The organism is Pseudomonas sp. CC120222-01a (genome assembly GCF_003097235.1).
In the GTDB taxonomy this organism is placed as follows: domain Bacteria; phylum Pseudomonadota; class Gammaproteobacteria; order Pseudomonadales; family Pseudomonadaceae; genus Aquipseudomonas.
Map to the genome: position 1 here is coordinate 25,577 of NZ_QEQQ01000015.1, position 15,205 is coordinate 40,781.

Genomic DNA, 15,205 nt, shown 5'->3' on the forward strand with positions numbered 1-15,205 from the left:
TTTTCAGGCCTGCGCCGCCCCTTTGTAGGAGCGGCCGCGTACACTCAGCCTTTTTCGGGCTGGAATCGGGTCACGAAGCCATTGAGCTTCTGCTGGCGGTTGATAACGTCTTTCAGCTTGTCAGCCTCGGCGCGCTCGATCAACGGCCCGACATACACCCGGTTCATGCCACCCGCCGAGCGGATGTAGGCGTTGTAGCCTTGGCTGCGCAGGGTCTTCTGCAGGTTTTCGGCGCCGGCCCGGCTGGACAGGCTGGCCAGCTGGATCGACCAGCTCACCGGCAGGCCATTGACGTCGATCTTCGACGGTGCAGGCGCTGGCGCCGTTGCCACTGGCGCGGCCGGTTTGGCAGCGGGTGCCGGCGTTGGCACTGGCGTCTGCGGCTTGGGCTGGGCTTGCACCTGGGGCTGAGTCTGCGGCGACGGCGTGATCGGCTGGCTTGGCGTCCTCACCGGCGCCGTCGACTCGTTGACCACCACTGGCGGCTGCTCGGGCTCCTCTGGCAGCGGCTGTGGCTCAGGTACCGCCACCTGCTCGACCTTGACTTCCGGCAGGGTTGGCATGGCCGGCGCCTGCGGGGCGTCGACGCGCACCTGGCGCATTTCGTCCTGGCGGGTGAACAGCATCGGCAGGAAAATCACCGCCAGCGCCACCAGCACCAACGCACCCACCATGCGCTGCTTCATCCCTTTGTCCAGCACTGCCATCTAGTCACCCCTCCAGGGCCTGCCGCTCCAGCCAATCCAGGGCCTCGGCGACACAGAAAAACGAACCGAACAGCAGAATCTGATCATCCGCCGTCGCCTGCGCGCACTGCCCTTCAAGGGCGGCGTCGACGCTGGCGTAAGACTTCACCGCAGCGCCATGGTTCGTCAAGGCAGCGGCCAGTTCGGCAGCCGGACGGCTACGCGGAGTGTGCAGAGGCGCTACCGCCCAGTCGTCGACCAAGCCGTGCAGCGGCGCGATGACGCCCTGCAAGTCCTTGTCGGCGAGCAGGCCGAACACTGCCAGGCGCCGCCCTTTCAGAGGACGCGCAGCCAGACGCCGGGCCAGATACTCCGCAGCGTGCGGGTTATGCCCCACATCCAGAAGCAGCTCCACAGCCCTGCCCTGCCAGGCCAGCTGGCGACGATCGAGGCGACCGGTGATGCGGGTGTCGAGCAAGGCCTGACGGATCTGCCCGGCACCCCACGGCAAGCCCATCAGCAGATAGGCCTGCAGGGCCAGGGTGGCGTTCTCCATGGGCAGGTCGAGCAGCGGCAGACCGTGCAACGCTACCGGCGTGCCGTCTGCAGCGACCCCGCGCCAGTCCCAGCCACCCTCGTGGCTTGCCAGATCGAAGTCGCGCCCGCGCAGGAACAGTGGCGCCGCCAATTCGGCGGCCTTGTCCAGCAATGGCTGCGGCGGATCGAGGTCACCGCACAGCGCCGGCTTGCCCTGGCGGAAGATGCCAGCCTTCTCGAAGGCCACCAGCTCGCGGGTATCGCCCAGGTAGTCGACATGGTCAACGCCGATGCTGGTCACCAGCGCCAGGTCGGCATCCACCACGTTTACGGTGTCCAGGCGGCCACCGAGGCCCACTTCGAGCACCACGGCATCCAGCTGCGACTGATGGAACAACCAGAACGCCGCCAGCGTGCCCATCTCGAAGTAGGTCAGGGAAATCTCGCCCCGCGCCGCCTCAACGGCGGCGAAGGCTTCGCACAGGCGCTCATCGCTGGCTTCCTGGCCATCGATCAGCACCCGCTCGTTGTAACGCAACAGGTGGGGCGAGCTGTACACGCCCACCTTCAGCCCCTGGGCCCGCAACAACGACGCCACGAAGGCGCAGGTTGAGCCCTTGCCGTTGGTGCCGGTCACCGTGACCACCCGTGGCGCCAGCTTGCCCAGCGCCAGCCGGGCAAGCACCTTCTGCGACCGCTCCAGGCCCATGTCGATGGCCGAGGGGTGCAACTGCTCGAGGTAGGCGAGCCACTCGCCCAGGGATCGTTGTTTCATCACGCGACCGCAGCGACCTCTCGGGCCTGCTCCGGGGTCTCCTGGCCGGTCATCTGCGCCAGCAGGCGAGCCAGACGCGGGCGCAGGTCACCACGGGAGATGATCAGGTCGATGGCACCGTGCTCCAGCAGGAACTCGCTGCGCTGGAAGCCTTCCGGCAGTTTTTCGCGCACGGTCTGCTCGATTACGCGTGGGCCGGCGAAGCCGATCAGGGCCTTAGGCTCACCAACGATGACGTCACCGAGCATTGCCAGGCTGGCGGAAACACCGCCGTAGACCGGGTCGGTCAGTACCGAGATGAACGGGATGCCTTCTTCGCGCAGGCGCGCCAGCACGGCCGAGGTCTTGGCCATCTGCATCAGCGAGATCAGTGCTTCCTGCATGCGCGCACCACCGGAGGCGGAGAAGCAGACCATTGGGCAGCGGTTTTCCAGGGCGTAGTTGGCGGCACGTACGAAACGCTCACCGACGATGGCACCCATGGAACCACCCATGAACGAGAACTCGAAGGCGCTGACCACGATCGGCATGCCCATCAGGGTGCCGCTCATGGAGATCAGGGCGTCTTTTTCACCAGTCTGCTTCTGCGCACCGGTCAGGCGGTCCTTGTACTTCTTGCCGTCACGGAACTTCAGGCGGTCGACCGGCTCCAGCTCGGCGCCCAGTTCGGCGCGGCCTTCCGGGTCGAGGAAGATGTCGATGCGGGCACGTGCGCCGATGCGCATGTGGTGGTTGCACTTGGGGCAGACATCCAGGGTCTTTTCCAGCTCCGGACGATACAGCACGGCCTCGCAGGCTGGGCACTTGTGCCACAGGCCTTCCGGCACCGAGCTCTTCTTCACCTCGGAACGCATGATCGAAGGGATCAGTTTGTCGACTAACCAGTTGCTCATGCTTTCTTTCTCCAGTTTTGGCGGACGGGGACCGGACTGGCCGGCCATGCCCTGCCCTTGAGCTCAAATTCTTCTATGAAACGATGACGGCCCGGCCGCAGGGGCCGCCTGCGTACCGCGCCGTCTTCAATCTGTGTTGTGGCCACACGGCATGCCGCTGGCCGCCCCGCAGGGCTGCGAAACCTATGGACGATGGCGCGCCGCCAGCCGTCACATCTGCCGTCACGCCTGTTTCACCGCACGCATGAAGGCTTCGATCTTCGCCGCATCCTTGATGCCCTTGGCCTGCTCCACGCCGCCACTGACATCCACCGCATACGGCCGCACCTGGGCGATCGCCTGGCCGACGTTGTCGGCCGACAGCCCGCCCGCGAGAATGATCGGCTTGCTCAGCCGCGCCGGCACCAGCGACCAGTCGAAGGCCTCGCCGGTACCGCCAGGCACACCGGCCACGTAGGTATCGAGGAGAATGCCGCGGGCGCCGGCATAGTGCTGGCAGGCGGCTTCCAGGTCATCGCCCGGGCGCACGCGCAGGGCCTTGATCCAGGGCCGATGATAGCCCTCGCAATCGGCCGGGGTTTCGTCGCCGTGGAACTGTAGCAGGTCCAGCGGCACCACCTCGAGAATCTCGTTCAGCTCGCAACGCGAGGCGTTGACGAACAGCCCGACCGTGGTCACGAACGGTGGCAGCTCGGCAATGATCGCCCGTGCCTGACGCACGTCCACGGCACGCGGGCTCTTGGCATAGAAGACGAAACCGATGGCATCGGCCCCCGCCTCGGCGGCGGCCAGCGCGTCTTCGATGCGGGTGATCCCGCAGATCTTGCTGCGAACGTTGCTCATGGACAGCAAACCTTGAGTGAGTGGTGAAAGGCTCGATGGTAGCAAATGACGTCTGACGCGTCAGTCGGCCAGCGCTTCGTAACCGGTCAAAAAGTGTGGGCCGATGTAACGCTGTGGCAGCTGGAACTCTTCCGGGTACTCCACCTGCACCAGATACAGGCCGTAAGGGTGCGCAGTCACCCCGCCCTCACGGCGGTTGCGCCCCTCCAGCACTTCACGGGCCCACTCGACCGGGCGCTCGCCGGCACCAATGGTCATCAGCACCCCGGCGATATTGCGCACCATGTGGTGCAGGAACGCGGTGGCACGCACGTCCAGCACGATCATCTGGCCATGGCGGGTCACGCGCAGGTGATGGATGTGCTTGATCGGCGACTTGGCCTGGCACTGGCTGGCACGGAAGGCGCTGAAATCATGGGTGCCGAGCAGGTACTGGGCAGCCTGGGCCATGCGCTCGACGTCCAGCGGGCGGTGGTTCCAGGTCACTTCCTCGGCCAGGTGCGCGGGGCGGATCGGGTCGTTGTAGATCACGTAGCGGTAGCGCCGGGCGCAGGCCTTGAAGCGCGCATGGAAGTCCGCCGGCATCGGCCGCGACCAGACCACACTGATGTCGTGGGGCAGGTTGAAATTGGTGCCCAGAGTCCAGGCGCGCTCGTCACGCACGGCGCGGGTGTCGAAATGCACGATCTGCCCGCAGCCGTGCACGCCAGCATCGGTGCGCCCGGCGCAAATGACGCTGATCGGTTCGTCGGCCACCTTCGACAGCGCTTGCTCAAGCGCTTGCTGGACGCTTGGCACGCCGCTGGCCTGGCGCTGCCAGCCGCGGTAGCGCGAGCCTTTGTATTCCACACCCAGGGCAATGCGGGTGAAGCCTTCGGCGGCCGATTCGGTGGCGGCGGTGTCGATGATGTCCAAGAGCGTGAAACCTGTGGGTGATACGGAATGGCGGGGATTATAACGACAACGGCAGCCGTGTAGGGCTGTGGGAGCGGCCTTGCGTCGCGATTGGGCCGCAGAGCGGCCCCGGCGATATTGGTTGTGCCGCTGAAATCCTGGGGGCGCTTTGCACCCCTATCGCGACGCAAGGCCGCTCCCACAACGGCCAAGCCAGAGCCGATTTCAGACCAGGCGCGAGAGCATCTCTTCGGCTTCCAGACGCTGGCCATCATCACCATCCTTGACCACTTCGTCGAGGATGTCGCGGGCGCCCTGGTGGTCGCCCATGTCGATGTAGGCGCGCGCCAGGTCGAGCTTGGTCGCGACTTCGTCGGCACCGGAGAAGAAGTCGAAGTCGAGATCGTCCAGCGGCTCGGGCTCGGCTGCGGCGTCTTCGGCGGTGAAGTGCGGCTCCAGCGGTGGCGATTCCAGGCTCTGCGACAGCTTGTCGAGCTCGGCGTTGACGTCGCTCAGCTCCGAGGCAAAGCTCTTGGCTGCCGGCGAGTCGTCATCCAGCGACAACGACAGATCGAAGTCGTCCGGCAGTTCCAGCTCGGAAATCGGGTCGAATTCCGGGATGGCGTCGAAGGCAGCCAGTTCGGCGGCGACGTCTACCGGTTCGTCTTCCGCCGCAACCTGGGTAGCGGGAGCTGCCGCTTCGCCACTGCCCAGATCGAAATCGGCCAGGTCGAAATCAGCCAGGTCATCGACGCTCTGCGGCTCGGCCTGAGCCTGGGCCAGCAAGGCTTCGAAATCGTCATCGGCATCGGTTTCCGGCGCAACGGCTGCCGGTTCGGCTTTCACCTGCGCTTCGGCCAGTGGCGCGTCATCCAGCATCGGCGGCTCGAGCTGATCATCAACCGGCAGATCATCACCCAGGCTCAGGTCGAAGGCGCTGTCCAGGTCGTTATCATCGAGCACCGAAGTCTCGGTGAACGCCTCGGCGGCTGCTTCGAGCTCAGGTTCAGGTGCTGGCTCCGGCTCAGGTGCCGGCTCTGGCTCAACGACCGCCTGCGGTTCAGGCTCTGCTTCTGCTTGAGGCTCCTCCTGAAGCAACTCCTGGACATACTGCTCGTCCATTTCCGCAGCCAGTGCCGCAGCCCCCACGCCAACGGCGGCGGCAGCGAGCCCCAGCATGGCCGGGTAGCGCTCCTTGAGGCTGCTGACCTGCGCAGTGTTCACTTCACTGGCAGGCAACTTGCGCTCCTGCTCGACGAAGGCGCTGTGGTCGCCCTGGCGGGCGTAGACGTCCATCAGCTTGAGGCGCAGGGCGTCATTTTCCGGCTGCGCCGCAACCGCTGTTTCCAGCAGGTCGGCAGCGTGATTCAGGCGGCCACGCGACAGGCTCAGGTCGACTTCAGCCAGCAGTTCGGCATTCGGGTCTTGTACCGGCTCGGGCTCGACAAGCGTAGCCGCAGGCGCGGGAGCAGCCGGTTTTTCCGCAGCCACGGCAGCGGCAGCGGAAGCTGCCACCACGGCAGGCGAGAGGGTGACGCTCGGCGCAGACACTTCCAGCTCATCGAAGCTGCTCGGTGGCAAGTCGAGATCCGGGCTACGCTCGCCCTCCTCGGCCAGCGCGCGGGCCATGCGCAGGTGTTTTTCCGCTTCTTGCTGGGCCTTGCGCTTGCGCGCCAGCAGCAGCAACAGGAGCAACAGCACGAGGAACGCAGAGCCAGCGATCAGGCCCAGCATCACAGGGTTGGCCAGCATCTCGTCGATTGCGCCCGGCTGCGCAGGTGCAGCCTCATCGGCAGGGGCTGCAGCCGGGGCCGTGTCGACAGCGGCCGGGGCCGGTGCGACCACCGGCTCGGCCGGGGCTGCATCGACCGCTGCGGGCTGTGCAGGGGTTGGCTCACCCGGCAAGGTGGCCGCAGGCGGTGCTTCAGGAGCCGCGCCCTGGGCTTCCAGGCGCGCCAACTGGTCATTCTTCAGCTGGATCAGCTTCTGCAGCTTGTCCATCTGGCTCTGCAGATCGCTCACCCGGCTTTTCAGTTCGTCGTTGTCACGACGGCTGGTGTCCAGGCTCTCCTGGGCCACCGCCAGCTTGTCGTTGATGGCCTTGGCGCTGTTGCCGCCCGCCTGGTTACCAGGGCTGACCAGGCGCAGGTTGTCGCCTTGGGCGATACGATCGGGCGCTGCATCGGCGGCACCGCGGCGGGTGGCATCCAGCTGCCGCGCACGCGGCCCCAGGCGCCGGCCTTCACGCCAGGCTGCGTACTGCTCGGCCACTTCGCGATTGGCTTCACCCTGGGGAATGCTCTGGACCTGCTGCTGGTCGGGCAGGCGCAGGACCTGGCCAACCTTCAGCTGGTTGATGTTGTTGCCGATGAAGGCATCCGGGTTGAGCGCCTGGATGGCGATCATGGTCTGCTGCACCGAGCCACCGCCCTGGGTGTTGCGGGCGGCGATCTGCCACAGGGTGTCGCGGCGCTTGGTGGTGTAGCTGCCTGCGCTGCTGGTGGCCGGGTTGACATTGGCCGCAGCGGGCTGCTGGCCCTGGGCCTTGGCCTGGTCGAGCAACACGCTGTAGTCACGCAGCAGGCGGCCCTGGGGCCACATCACCTGAACAAGGAACTTGACCACAGTACCGGGCAGCGGCTGGCTGGAAGTAACCCGCAGCACGCTCTTGCCGTTGGGGTTGATCACCGGGGTAAAGGTCAGGTCTTCGAGGTAGCTCGGAAACTCCACCCCGGCCTTGCTGAACTCTTCCGGTGGCGCCAGGCTCGGCGCCACTTCGGCTGCGGTGAGGTCGCGCACGTCGAGCAGTTCGATCTCGGCGTCCAGAGGCTGGTTCTGTGCCGACTTCAACGTCAGTTCACCCAACCCCAGGGCATTCGCCATGCCCGACGTCAGCGCAGACGCTGCCGCCATGGCCAGAACCAGTTTGCGAATTCGAAGCATGACCTCTTCCCTTGTATGAATCATCCCAAAAACCTGCGTGCGGCGCGGGACAAAAGTGCTCGCCAGTATCTTTTACGCCATGTGTTTAATCAACAATTGGGCCACCTGCACGGCGTTCAAAGCAGCGCCCTTGCGCACGTTGTCGGTGGTCAACCAGAGGTTGAGCTGCTGGTTTTCGTCAATTCCATGGCGTACACGACCAACATAGACCACGTCTTGGCCGACTGCGTCACCGACCGGGGTCGGATAATCATCGTTTTCCACCAGTTCGACACTTTCGGCCTGTTCCAATGCCTGGTTGACCTGTGCCAGATCGACCGGGCGACCACTCTGCACCGCCACACTGAAGCTATCGCCGAAAAACACCGGGACTTGAATGCAGCTCACGGAAATCTTCAGCTCCGGCAGGCCCAGCAGCACGCGCAGTTCGCCAACCAGACGGCGTTCCACGGCAGTATGACCCTGCTCATCGACGGCACCGACCTGGGCCAGCACGTTGAAGGCCATCTGCCGATCGAAGAAACGCGGCTCCAGTGGACGGGCATTGAGCAGCTCGGCGGTCTGCCGGGCCAGTTCGCTGACCGCTTCGCGGCCTTGCGCGGACACCGCCAGGGCGGCCATGACCTGCACCCGTTCGATATCCAGCCGACCCTTGAGCGGTGCCAGGGCAACCGCCACGGCAACGGCTGCGCAGCTGGGGCTGGTAATGCGTGCTGGCAGGTTCAGTGTGGCAAGGCTGTCGCCATTGGCCTCCGGGACCACGGCCAGGGCATCCTCCAGGCCACCGGAAAGGTCGATGACCGTGCAGCCGGCCTGCTCGGCCTTGCTGGCGAAGCTGCGGCTGACGGCCGGGCTGGCGGCGAAGAAGGCCAGTTTGACCTGGGCGAAGTCGAAACTGTCGACCTCACGTACCTTGAGCTTCTTGCCGGCGAACATCACGCTGCTGCCCGCCGATTCCATGCTGGCCAGCAGGTGCAGGGTGCCGACCGGAAAGGCCAGTTCTTCGAGGATCTGCACGAGGGTTTCACCGACGCTGCCGGTGGCGCCGACGACGGCGATGTCCAGGGGGGTGGTCATGGTAGAGATCCTTTTGCTGAAACGGCGGGGGCGGCACTTTACTTGGATTGTAGGCGTTTGTCTGTGCTGGCCTCTTCGCGGGTAAACCCGCTCCCACAGGTACAGCGCTATCTTCAGGTTTTGTGATCTCCCTGTGGGAGCGGGTTTACCCGCGAAGAGGCCGGTGCAGGCATAAAAAAACCCGCGCTGTCGCCAGCGCGGGTTTTCGGTGCAGCAAAAGCGATCAACGCTCCAGCAGGATCCGCAGCATGCGGCGCAGCGGTTCGGCGGCGCCCCACAGCAGCTGGTCACCCACGGTGAACGCGCCCAGGTACTGGGAGCCCATGTTCAGCTTGCGCAGGCGGCCAACCGGGATGTTCAGGGTACCGGTCACCTTGGTCGGGCTCAGCTCTTGCATGCTGATCTCGCGCTGGTTCGGCACCAGTTTCACCCACGGGTTGTGCTGGCTGATCATGCCTTCGATATCGGCCAGTGGCACGTCCTTGTTCAGCTTGATGGTCAGCGCCTGGCTGTGGCAGCGCATGGCGCCGATGCGCACGCAGATGCCATCGACCGGGATCGGGCTCTTGAAACGGCCGAGGATCTTGTTGGTCTCGGCCTGGGCCTTCCACTCTTCACGGCTCTGCCCGTTCGGCAGCTCCTTGTCGATCCACGGGATCAGGCTGCCGGCCAGCGGCACGCCGAAGTTCTCGGTCGGGAACGCTTCGCCACGCATGGTCTCGGCCACCTTGCGGTCGATGTCGAGGATGGCGCTGGCCGGGTTGGCCAGGTCATCGGCAACAGCCGCATGGGTCGCGCCCATCTGCTTGATCAGCTCGCGCATGTTCTGTGCGCCAGCGCCCGAAGCCGCCTGGTAGGTCATGGCGCTCATCCACTCGACCAGGCCGGCTTCGAACAGGCCGCCCAGCCCCATCAGCATCAGGCTGACGGTGCAGTTGCCGCCGATGTAGTTCTTGGTACCGGCGTCGAGCTGCTGGTCGATGACCTTGCGGTTGACCGGATCGAGCACGATGACCGCGTCGTCCTGCATGCGCAGCGAAGAAGCGGCATCGATCCAGTAACCCTGCCAGCCGGCTTCACGCAGCTTGGGGAACACCTCGTTGGTGTAGTCGCCGCCCTGGCAGGTCAGGATCACGTCGAGGGTCTTGAGTTCTTCAATCGAATAAGCGTCCTTGAGCGGAGCAATATCCTTGCCCACGTTCGGGCCCTGGCCACCTACGTTGGACGTGGTGAAGAACACTGGCTCGATGAGGTCGAAATCCTGCTCCTCCAGCATCCGCTGCATGAGCACGGAACCGACCATACCGCGCCAACCGATCAGACCTACACGTTTCATCGCAACTACACCTTTGCTAAAAGTGGGCCGCCACCTCGAGTTTTTGGTGGCGGGCCAGAGAGATTACAGATTCCGCAGCGCTGCGACTACTGCGTCGCCCATTTCCTGCGTGCCTACTTTGTCGCAGCCGGCCGACCAGATGTCACCGGTACGCAGGCCCTGGTCCAGCACGACGCTGACGGCCTTCTCGATCGCTTCGGCTGCGGCGTGCTGGTTGAAGCTGTAACGCAGCATCATCGACACCGACAGGATGGTCGCCAGCGGGTTGGCGATGCCCTGCCCGGCGATATCCGGAGCCGAACCGTGGCAAGGCTCGTACATGCCCTTGTTGTTGGCGTCCAGGGAGGCCGAAGGCAGCATGCCGATGGAACCGGTGAGCATGGAAGCCTCATCCGACAGGATGTCACCGAACATGTTGTCGGTCACTACCACGTCGAACTGTTTCGGTGCGCGGACCAGCTGCATGGCAGCGTTGTCGACGTACATGTGGCTCAGTTCGACGTCCGGGTAATCCTTGGCCACGTCTTCGACCACTTCGCGCCACAGCTGGCTGGAAGCGAGGACGTTGGCCTTGTCCACCGAGCACAGCTTCTTGCCGCGCACGCGGGCCATGTCGAAGCCGACGCGCGCGATACGGCGCACTTCGCTTTCGCTGTACGGCAGGGTGTCGTAGGCCTGACGCTCGCCGCCTTCCAGCTCGCGCTGGCCACGTGGAGCACCGAAGTAGATGCCACCCGTCAGCTCACGGACGATGAGGATATCCAGGCCCGAGACGATTTCCGGCTTCAGCGAGGAAGCGTCGGCCAGTTGCGGGTAGAGGATGGCCGGGCGCAGGTTGGCGAACAGGCCCAGTTGCGAACGGATTTTCAGCAGGCCGCGTTCCGGGCGGATGTCACGCTCGATCTTGTCCCACTTAGGGCCACCCACGGCGCCCAGCAGCACGGCGTCGGCCTTGCGTGCACGCTCCAGGGTTTCATCGGCCAGCGGTACGCCGTGCTTGTCGATGGCGGCGCCGCCGATCACGTCGTGCTCGAGGCTGAAGCCGAGCTGGAACTTGTCGTTGGCCAGTTCCAGCACCTTGACCGCCTCGGCCATGATTTCCGGACCAATGCCATCACCTGGGAGAATCAGAATCTGCTTGCTCATGCTTTCCTCTATCCATTCACGCGGTGCGGCCAAACGGGCCCCACCGAAAAGTGCTTATCGCTCGACCCACAACACCAGCACATCGGTGCTGAACGAGCCATCGGCCTCGATCTGGTAATACTGCCGTACTTCTTCGCCCATGGCTTGCTGCAATTGGAGGATGGCAACGCGCATCGGCTCCGGGGTGCGCATGCGCTCGACCCAACTGCTGAACTCCAGGCGCAGCGGCTGGCGCGTGTGGCTGCGCACATGCAGGCCGGCTTCGCTGATCTGGCGCTGCCATTCGGCGGCGGAGTAGTCGCGTACGTGACTGGTGTCACGCAGCACTTCCACGGTCTGCAAGTAGGTGTCGAGCAACGGGCTGCCCGGCGACATCACGTCGATGAACGCGGCCGTGCCGCCCGGCTTGAGCACCCGGCGCACTTCGCGCAGGGCCACGCCAAGGTCGCTCCAGTGGTGCGCCGAATAGCGGCTGAAGACGAAATCGAACGAAGCGTCGGCGAACGGCAGGCGTTCGGCGGCACCGCATTCGGTGGTGATATTGCCCAGGCCGCGCTCACTGGCGGCACTGGCGACCACGTCGAGCATCGATTGCGAAAGGTCGTAGGCGACCACTTCGGCGACCAGCGGCGCGACGTGAAAACTGACATGACCGGCACCGCAACCCAGGTCCAGCACGCGGGCATTGCCCTGCCCCGCCAGTGCAGCCTGCAGCAGAGCGAATTCGCTGCCCTGGGCGTGCACGGCGCTGCTGAGGTAGGCGCTGGCCTGTTCGCCGAACTGGCGTTGGACCACATCGGTGTGGGTGGTGCTGGTCATGGCTAAATCCTTTTGGTTTTTTGTTGCCTGTTCTGGCCCTTTCGCGGCGGTTCGACGCCTTGACAAGCCCGCTCCTACAGGGATCACCTACCGCTGTGGGAGCGGGCTTGCCCGCGAAGAGGCCGGTACTGCCACCTACAAATAATCAGGCATCACGGAACAGCCAAGGCTGGCCGGCGCGGTGCTTGCCTTCGAATGCCTTGATCGCGTCGCTGTCCTGCAAGGTCAGGCCGATGTCGTCCAGGCCATTGAGCAGGCAGTGCTTGCGGAACGCGTCGATCTCGAAGTGCAGCACCTTGCCATCCGGACGGGTCACCGCTTGCGCCAGGAGGTCGATGGTCAGCTGGTAGCCCGGGTTGGCTTCAACCTGCTTGAACAACTCGTCGACTTCCTCGTCGCTGAGGATGATCGGCAGCAAGCCGTTCTTGAAGCTGTTGTTGAAGAAGATGTCGGCGAAGCTCGGTGCGATCACGCTGCGGAAGCCGTACTCGTCCAGCGCCCATGGCGCGTGCTCACGGCTCGAACCGCAGCCGAAGTTCTCCCGCGCCAACAGCACGCTGGCACCCTGGTAACGTGCGTGGTTGAGCACGAATTCCTGGTTCAGCGGGCGCTTGCTGTTGTCCTGGTACGGCTGGCCGACATCCAGGTAACGCCACTCGTCGAACAGGTTGGGGCCAAAGCCGGTGCGCTTGATCGACTTGAGAAACTGCTTGGGGATGATCTGGTCGGTGTCGACGTTGGCACGATCCAACGGCGCGACGAGACCGGTGTGCTGGGTAAAGGCTTTCATGCTGCGCTCCCTTGGATCAACTCGCGGACATCGATGAAGTGGCCGGTCACCGCGGCAGCGGCAGCCATGGCCGGGCTGACCAGGTGGGTACGGCCACCGGCACCCTGACGGCCTTCGAAGTTGCGGTTGGAAGTGGACGCGCAGTGCTCGCCGCTTTCCAGGCGGTCCGGGTTCATCGCCAGGCACATCGAGCAGCCAGGCTCACGCCATTCGAAACCAGCTTCGAGGAAGATCTTGTCCAGGCCTTCACGCTCGGCCTGGGCCTTGACCAGGCCCGAGCCCGGCACGACCAACGCCTGCTTGACCGTCGCAGCGACCTTGCGGCCCTTGGCGATCTCGGCGGCGGCGCGCAGGTCTTCGATGCGCGAGTTGGTGCACGAACCGATGAATACGCGGTCGAGCTTGATGTCAGTGATCGCCTGGTTGGCAGCGAGGCCCATGTACTTGAGGGCACGCTCGATCGAACCACGCTTGATCAGGTCTGGCTCGGCAGCCGGGTCCGGCACGCGCTGGTCAACGGCCAGTACCATTTCTGGCGAAGTGCCCCAGCTGACTTGCGGCTTGATTTGCGCGGCATCGAGCTCGACCACGGTGTCGAACACGGCATCGTCATCGGAAACCAGGTCTTTCCACGCCTCGACGGCACGTTTCCAGTCCTCGCCCTTGGGCGCGTACGGGCGGCCTTCGACGTAGGCAACGGTGGTGGCGTCGGTCGCTACCAGGCCCACACGGGCACCGGCTTCGATGGACATGTTGCAGATGGTCATGCGGCCTTCCATCGACAATTCGCGAATGGCGCTGCCCGCGAACTCCATGGCGTGGCCGTTACCACCGGCGGTGCCGATCTTGCCGATCACGGCAAGGACGATGTCTTTGGCGGTGACGCCGGCTGGCAACTGGCCTTCAACCCGCACCAGCATGTTCTTCATCTTCTTGGCGACCAGGCACTGGGTGGCGAGCACGTGCTCGACCTCGGAGGTGCCGATGCCATGGGCCAAGGCACCGAAAGCACCGTGGGTGGAGGTGTGCGAGTCGCCACAGACCACAGTCATGCCTGGCAAGGTTGCACCCTGCTCCGGGCTGATGACGTGGACGATGCCTTGGCGTTCGTCGTTCATCTTGAATTCGACGATGCCATATTCGTCACAGTTCTCATCGAGGGTCTGCACCTGCAGGCGCGACACCTGGTCGACGATGGCTTCGATGCCGCCTTTACGCTCTGGCGTGGTCGGCACGTTGTGGTCCGGGGTGGCGATGTTGGCATCGATGCGCCACGGCTTGCGGTTGGCCAGGCGCAGGCCTTCGAAGGCCTGGGGCGACGTCACTTCGTGAATGATATGGCGGTCGATGTAGATCAAGGACGAGCCGTCATCACGGCGCTTGACCTCATGGGCTTCCCAGAGTTTGTCGTAGAGCGTTTTGCCAGCCATCAGACTGTTCCTCATCAGCGTCTTTCTATGCCAAAGACCCCTTGGCTTGTACGGACGATGCTATGGGGTTAGATTGAATAACTCAAATTCATAATTTTTATGCTTTGGATAACCAAAAGGAATCCGAAATCGTGGACCTGGCCAACCTGAGCGCGTTCATTGCCATTGCCGAGACTGGCAGCTTCTCCGGCGCCGGCGAGCGCCTGTTCCTCACCCAGCCAGCGATCAGCAAACGCATCGCCGGCCTGGAACAGCAGCTGGACGTACGCCTGTTCGATCGCCTGGGCCGCGAAGTGACCCTGACCGAAGCAGGCCGTGCCCTGCTGCCCCGCGCCTATCAGATCCTCAACGTCCTCGATGATACCCGACGGGCGCTGACCAACCTTAACGGCGAGGTGAGCGGTCGCCTGACCCTGGCAACCAGCCACCATATCGGCCTGCACCGTCTGCCGCCGCTGTTGCGGGCATTCACCCGCCAGCACCCTGCTGTGGCGTTGGATATTCAGTTCATGGATTCGGAACAGGCCTACGACGAAATCCTCCATGGCCGCGCTGAAATTGCCGTCATCACCCTCGCTCCCGAACCTCATCACCTGGTCAAGGCCATTGCGGTCTGGGACGACGCCCTGGATTTCGTGGCAGCGCCCGAGCACCCACTGGCCAGCAACCAGGCAGTCAGCCTGGCCGATGTCGCCCGCCACCCGGCGGTGTTCCCTGGCGGCAACACCTTCACCCACCACATTGTCCAGCGCCTGTTCGAAAGCCAGGGCCTGACGCCGAACATCGCCATGAGCACCAACTACCTGGAAACCATCAAGATGATGGTGTCGATCGGCCTGGCGTGGAGCGTGCTGCCCCGGACCATGCTGGATGATCAGGTTGCACCTATCGCTTTGCCCGGCATACAGCTGTCGCGCCAGCTAGGCTACATTCTGCACACGGAGCGCACGCTATCGAACGCTGCAAGGGCCTTCATGGCCCTGCTCGACAGCCACGCAGGGTCCGCCTGACCGGTCGTCAGCTCGGCATTTCCAAC

13 protein-coding genes are annotated in these 15,205 nt (G+C 64.3%); 1 reads left to right on the forward strand and 12 read right to left on the reverse strand.

What is annotated here, in order from left to right:
• Positions 1-44 precede the first annotated feature (44 nt).
• The 12 genes from N430_RS18770 to leuC all read right to left on the reverse strand — a co-directional run bounded on the left by N430_RS18770 (position 45) and on the right by leuC (position 14,169).
• Positions 45-707 carry an SPOR domain-containing protein gene (locus N430_RS18770; protein ID WP_103449738.1) on the reverse strand — a complete coding sequence of 221 codons (663 nt, stop codon included), beginning with the start codon at positions 705-707 and terminating at the stop codon, positions 45-47.
• A 4-nt stretch (positions 708-711) separates the two neighbouring features.
• A complete protein-coding gene (gene folC, locus N430_RS18775; RefSeq protein ID WP_110638362.1) occupies positions 712-1,998 on the reverse strand; it encodes a bifunctional tetrahydrofolate synthase/dihydrofolate synthase in 1,287 nt (428 codons plus the stop codon).
• Positions 1,998-2,891, reverse strand: coding sequence for an acetyl-CoA carboxylase, carboxyltransferase subunit beta (accD, locus tag N430_RS18780; RefSeq protein ID WP_110638361.1), 894 nt, complete (start codon positions 2,889-2,891; stop codon positions 1,998-2,000). The genes folC and accD overlap by 1 nt, the downstream gene beginning before the upstream one ends.
• A 222-nt stretch (positions 2,892-3,113) precedes the next feature.
• Complete coding sequence (locus N430_RS18785; RefSeq protein ID WP_110638360.1) at positions 3,114-3,734, reverse strand: phosphoribosylanthranilate isomerase; 621 nt, start codon at positions 3,732-3,734, stop codon at positions 3,114-3,116.
• A gap of 60 nt (positions 3,735-3,794) precedes the next feature.
• Complete coding sequence (truA, locus tag N430_RS18790; RefSeq protein WP_027919148.1) at positions 3,795-4,649, reverse strand: tRNA pseudouridine(38-40) synthase TruA; 855 nt, start codon at positions 4,647-4,649, stop codon at positions 3,795-3,797.
• A gap of 204 nt (positions 4,650-4,853) precedes the next feature.
• Complete coding sequence (locus N430_RS18795) at positions 4,854-7,571, reverse strand: FimV/HubP family polar landmark protein (RefSeq protein ID WP_110638359.1); 2,718 nt, start codon at positions 7,569-7,571, stop codon at positions 4,854-4,856.
• Between the two features lie 72 nt (positions 7,572-7,643).
• A complete protein-coding gene (locus N430_RS18800; protein WP_110638358.1) occupies positions 7,644-8,648 on the reverse strand; it encodes an aspartate-semialdehyde dehydrogenase in 1,005 nt (334 codons plus the stop codon).
• Positions 8,649-8,871: 223 nt separating this feature from the next.
• The gene (gene asd / locus N430_RS18805; protein ID WP_110638357.1) at positions 8,872-9,984 is read right to left on the reverse strand and encodes an aspartate-semialdehyde dehydrogenase; all 1,113 of its coding nucleotides are present in this window, start codon (positions 9,982-9,984) and stop codon (positions 8,872-8,874) included.
• Positions 9,985-10,047: 63 nt separating this feature from the next.
• Complete coding sequence (leuB, locus tag N430_RS18810) at positions 10,048-11,130, reverse strand: 3-isopropylmalate dehydrogenase (RefSeq protein ID WP_110638356.1); 1,083 nt, start codon at positions 11,128-11,130, stop codon at positions 10,048-10,050.
• Positions 11,131-11,184: 54 nt separating this feature from the next.
• Complete coding sequence (locus N430_RS18815; RefSeq protein WP_110638355.1) at positions 11,185-11,949, reverse strand: class I SAM-dependent methyltransferase; 765 nt, start codon at positions 11,947-11,949, stop codon at positions 11,185-11,187.
• A 145-nt stretch (positions 11,950-12,094) separates the two neighbouring features.
• A complete protein-coding gene (gene leuD / locus N430_RS18820) occupies positions 12,095-12,739 on the reverse strand; it encodes a 3-isopropylmalate dehydratase small subunit (RefSeq protein ID WP_110638354.1) in 645 nt (214 codons plus the stop codon).
• Positions 12,736-14,169, reverse strand: a complete 1,434-nt coding sequence (gene leuC, locus N430_RS18825; protein WP_103449728.1) for a 3-isopropylmalate dehydratase large subunit — start codon at positions 14,167-14,169, stop codon at positions 12,736-12,738. The genes leuD and leuC overlap by 4 nt, the downstream gene beginning before the upstream one ends.
• 131 nt (positions 14,170-14,300) lie before the next feature.
• Between leuC and N430_RS18830 the strand changes: the two genes are divergently transcribed.
• Complete coding sequence (locus N430_RS18830; protein ID WP_110638353.1) at positions 14,301-15,179, forward strand: LysR family transcriptional regulator; 879 nt, start codon at positions 14,301-14,303, stop codon at positions 15,177-15,179.
• The last annotated feature ends 26 nt before the right edge of the window (positions 15,180-15,205 follow it).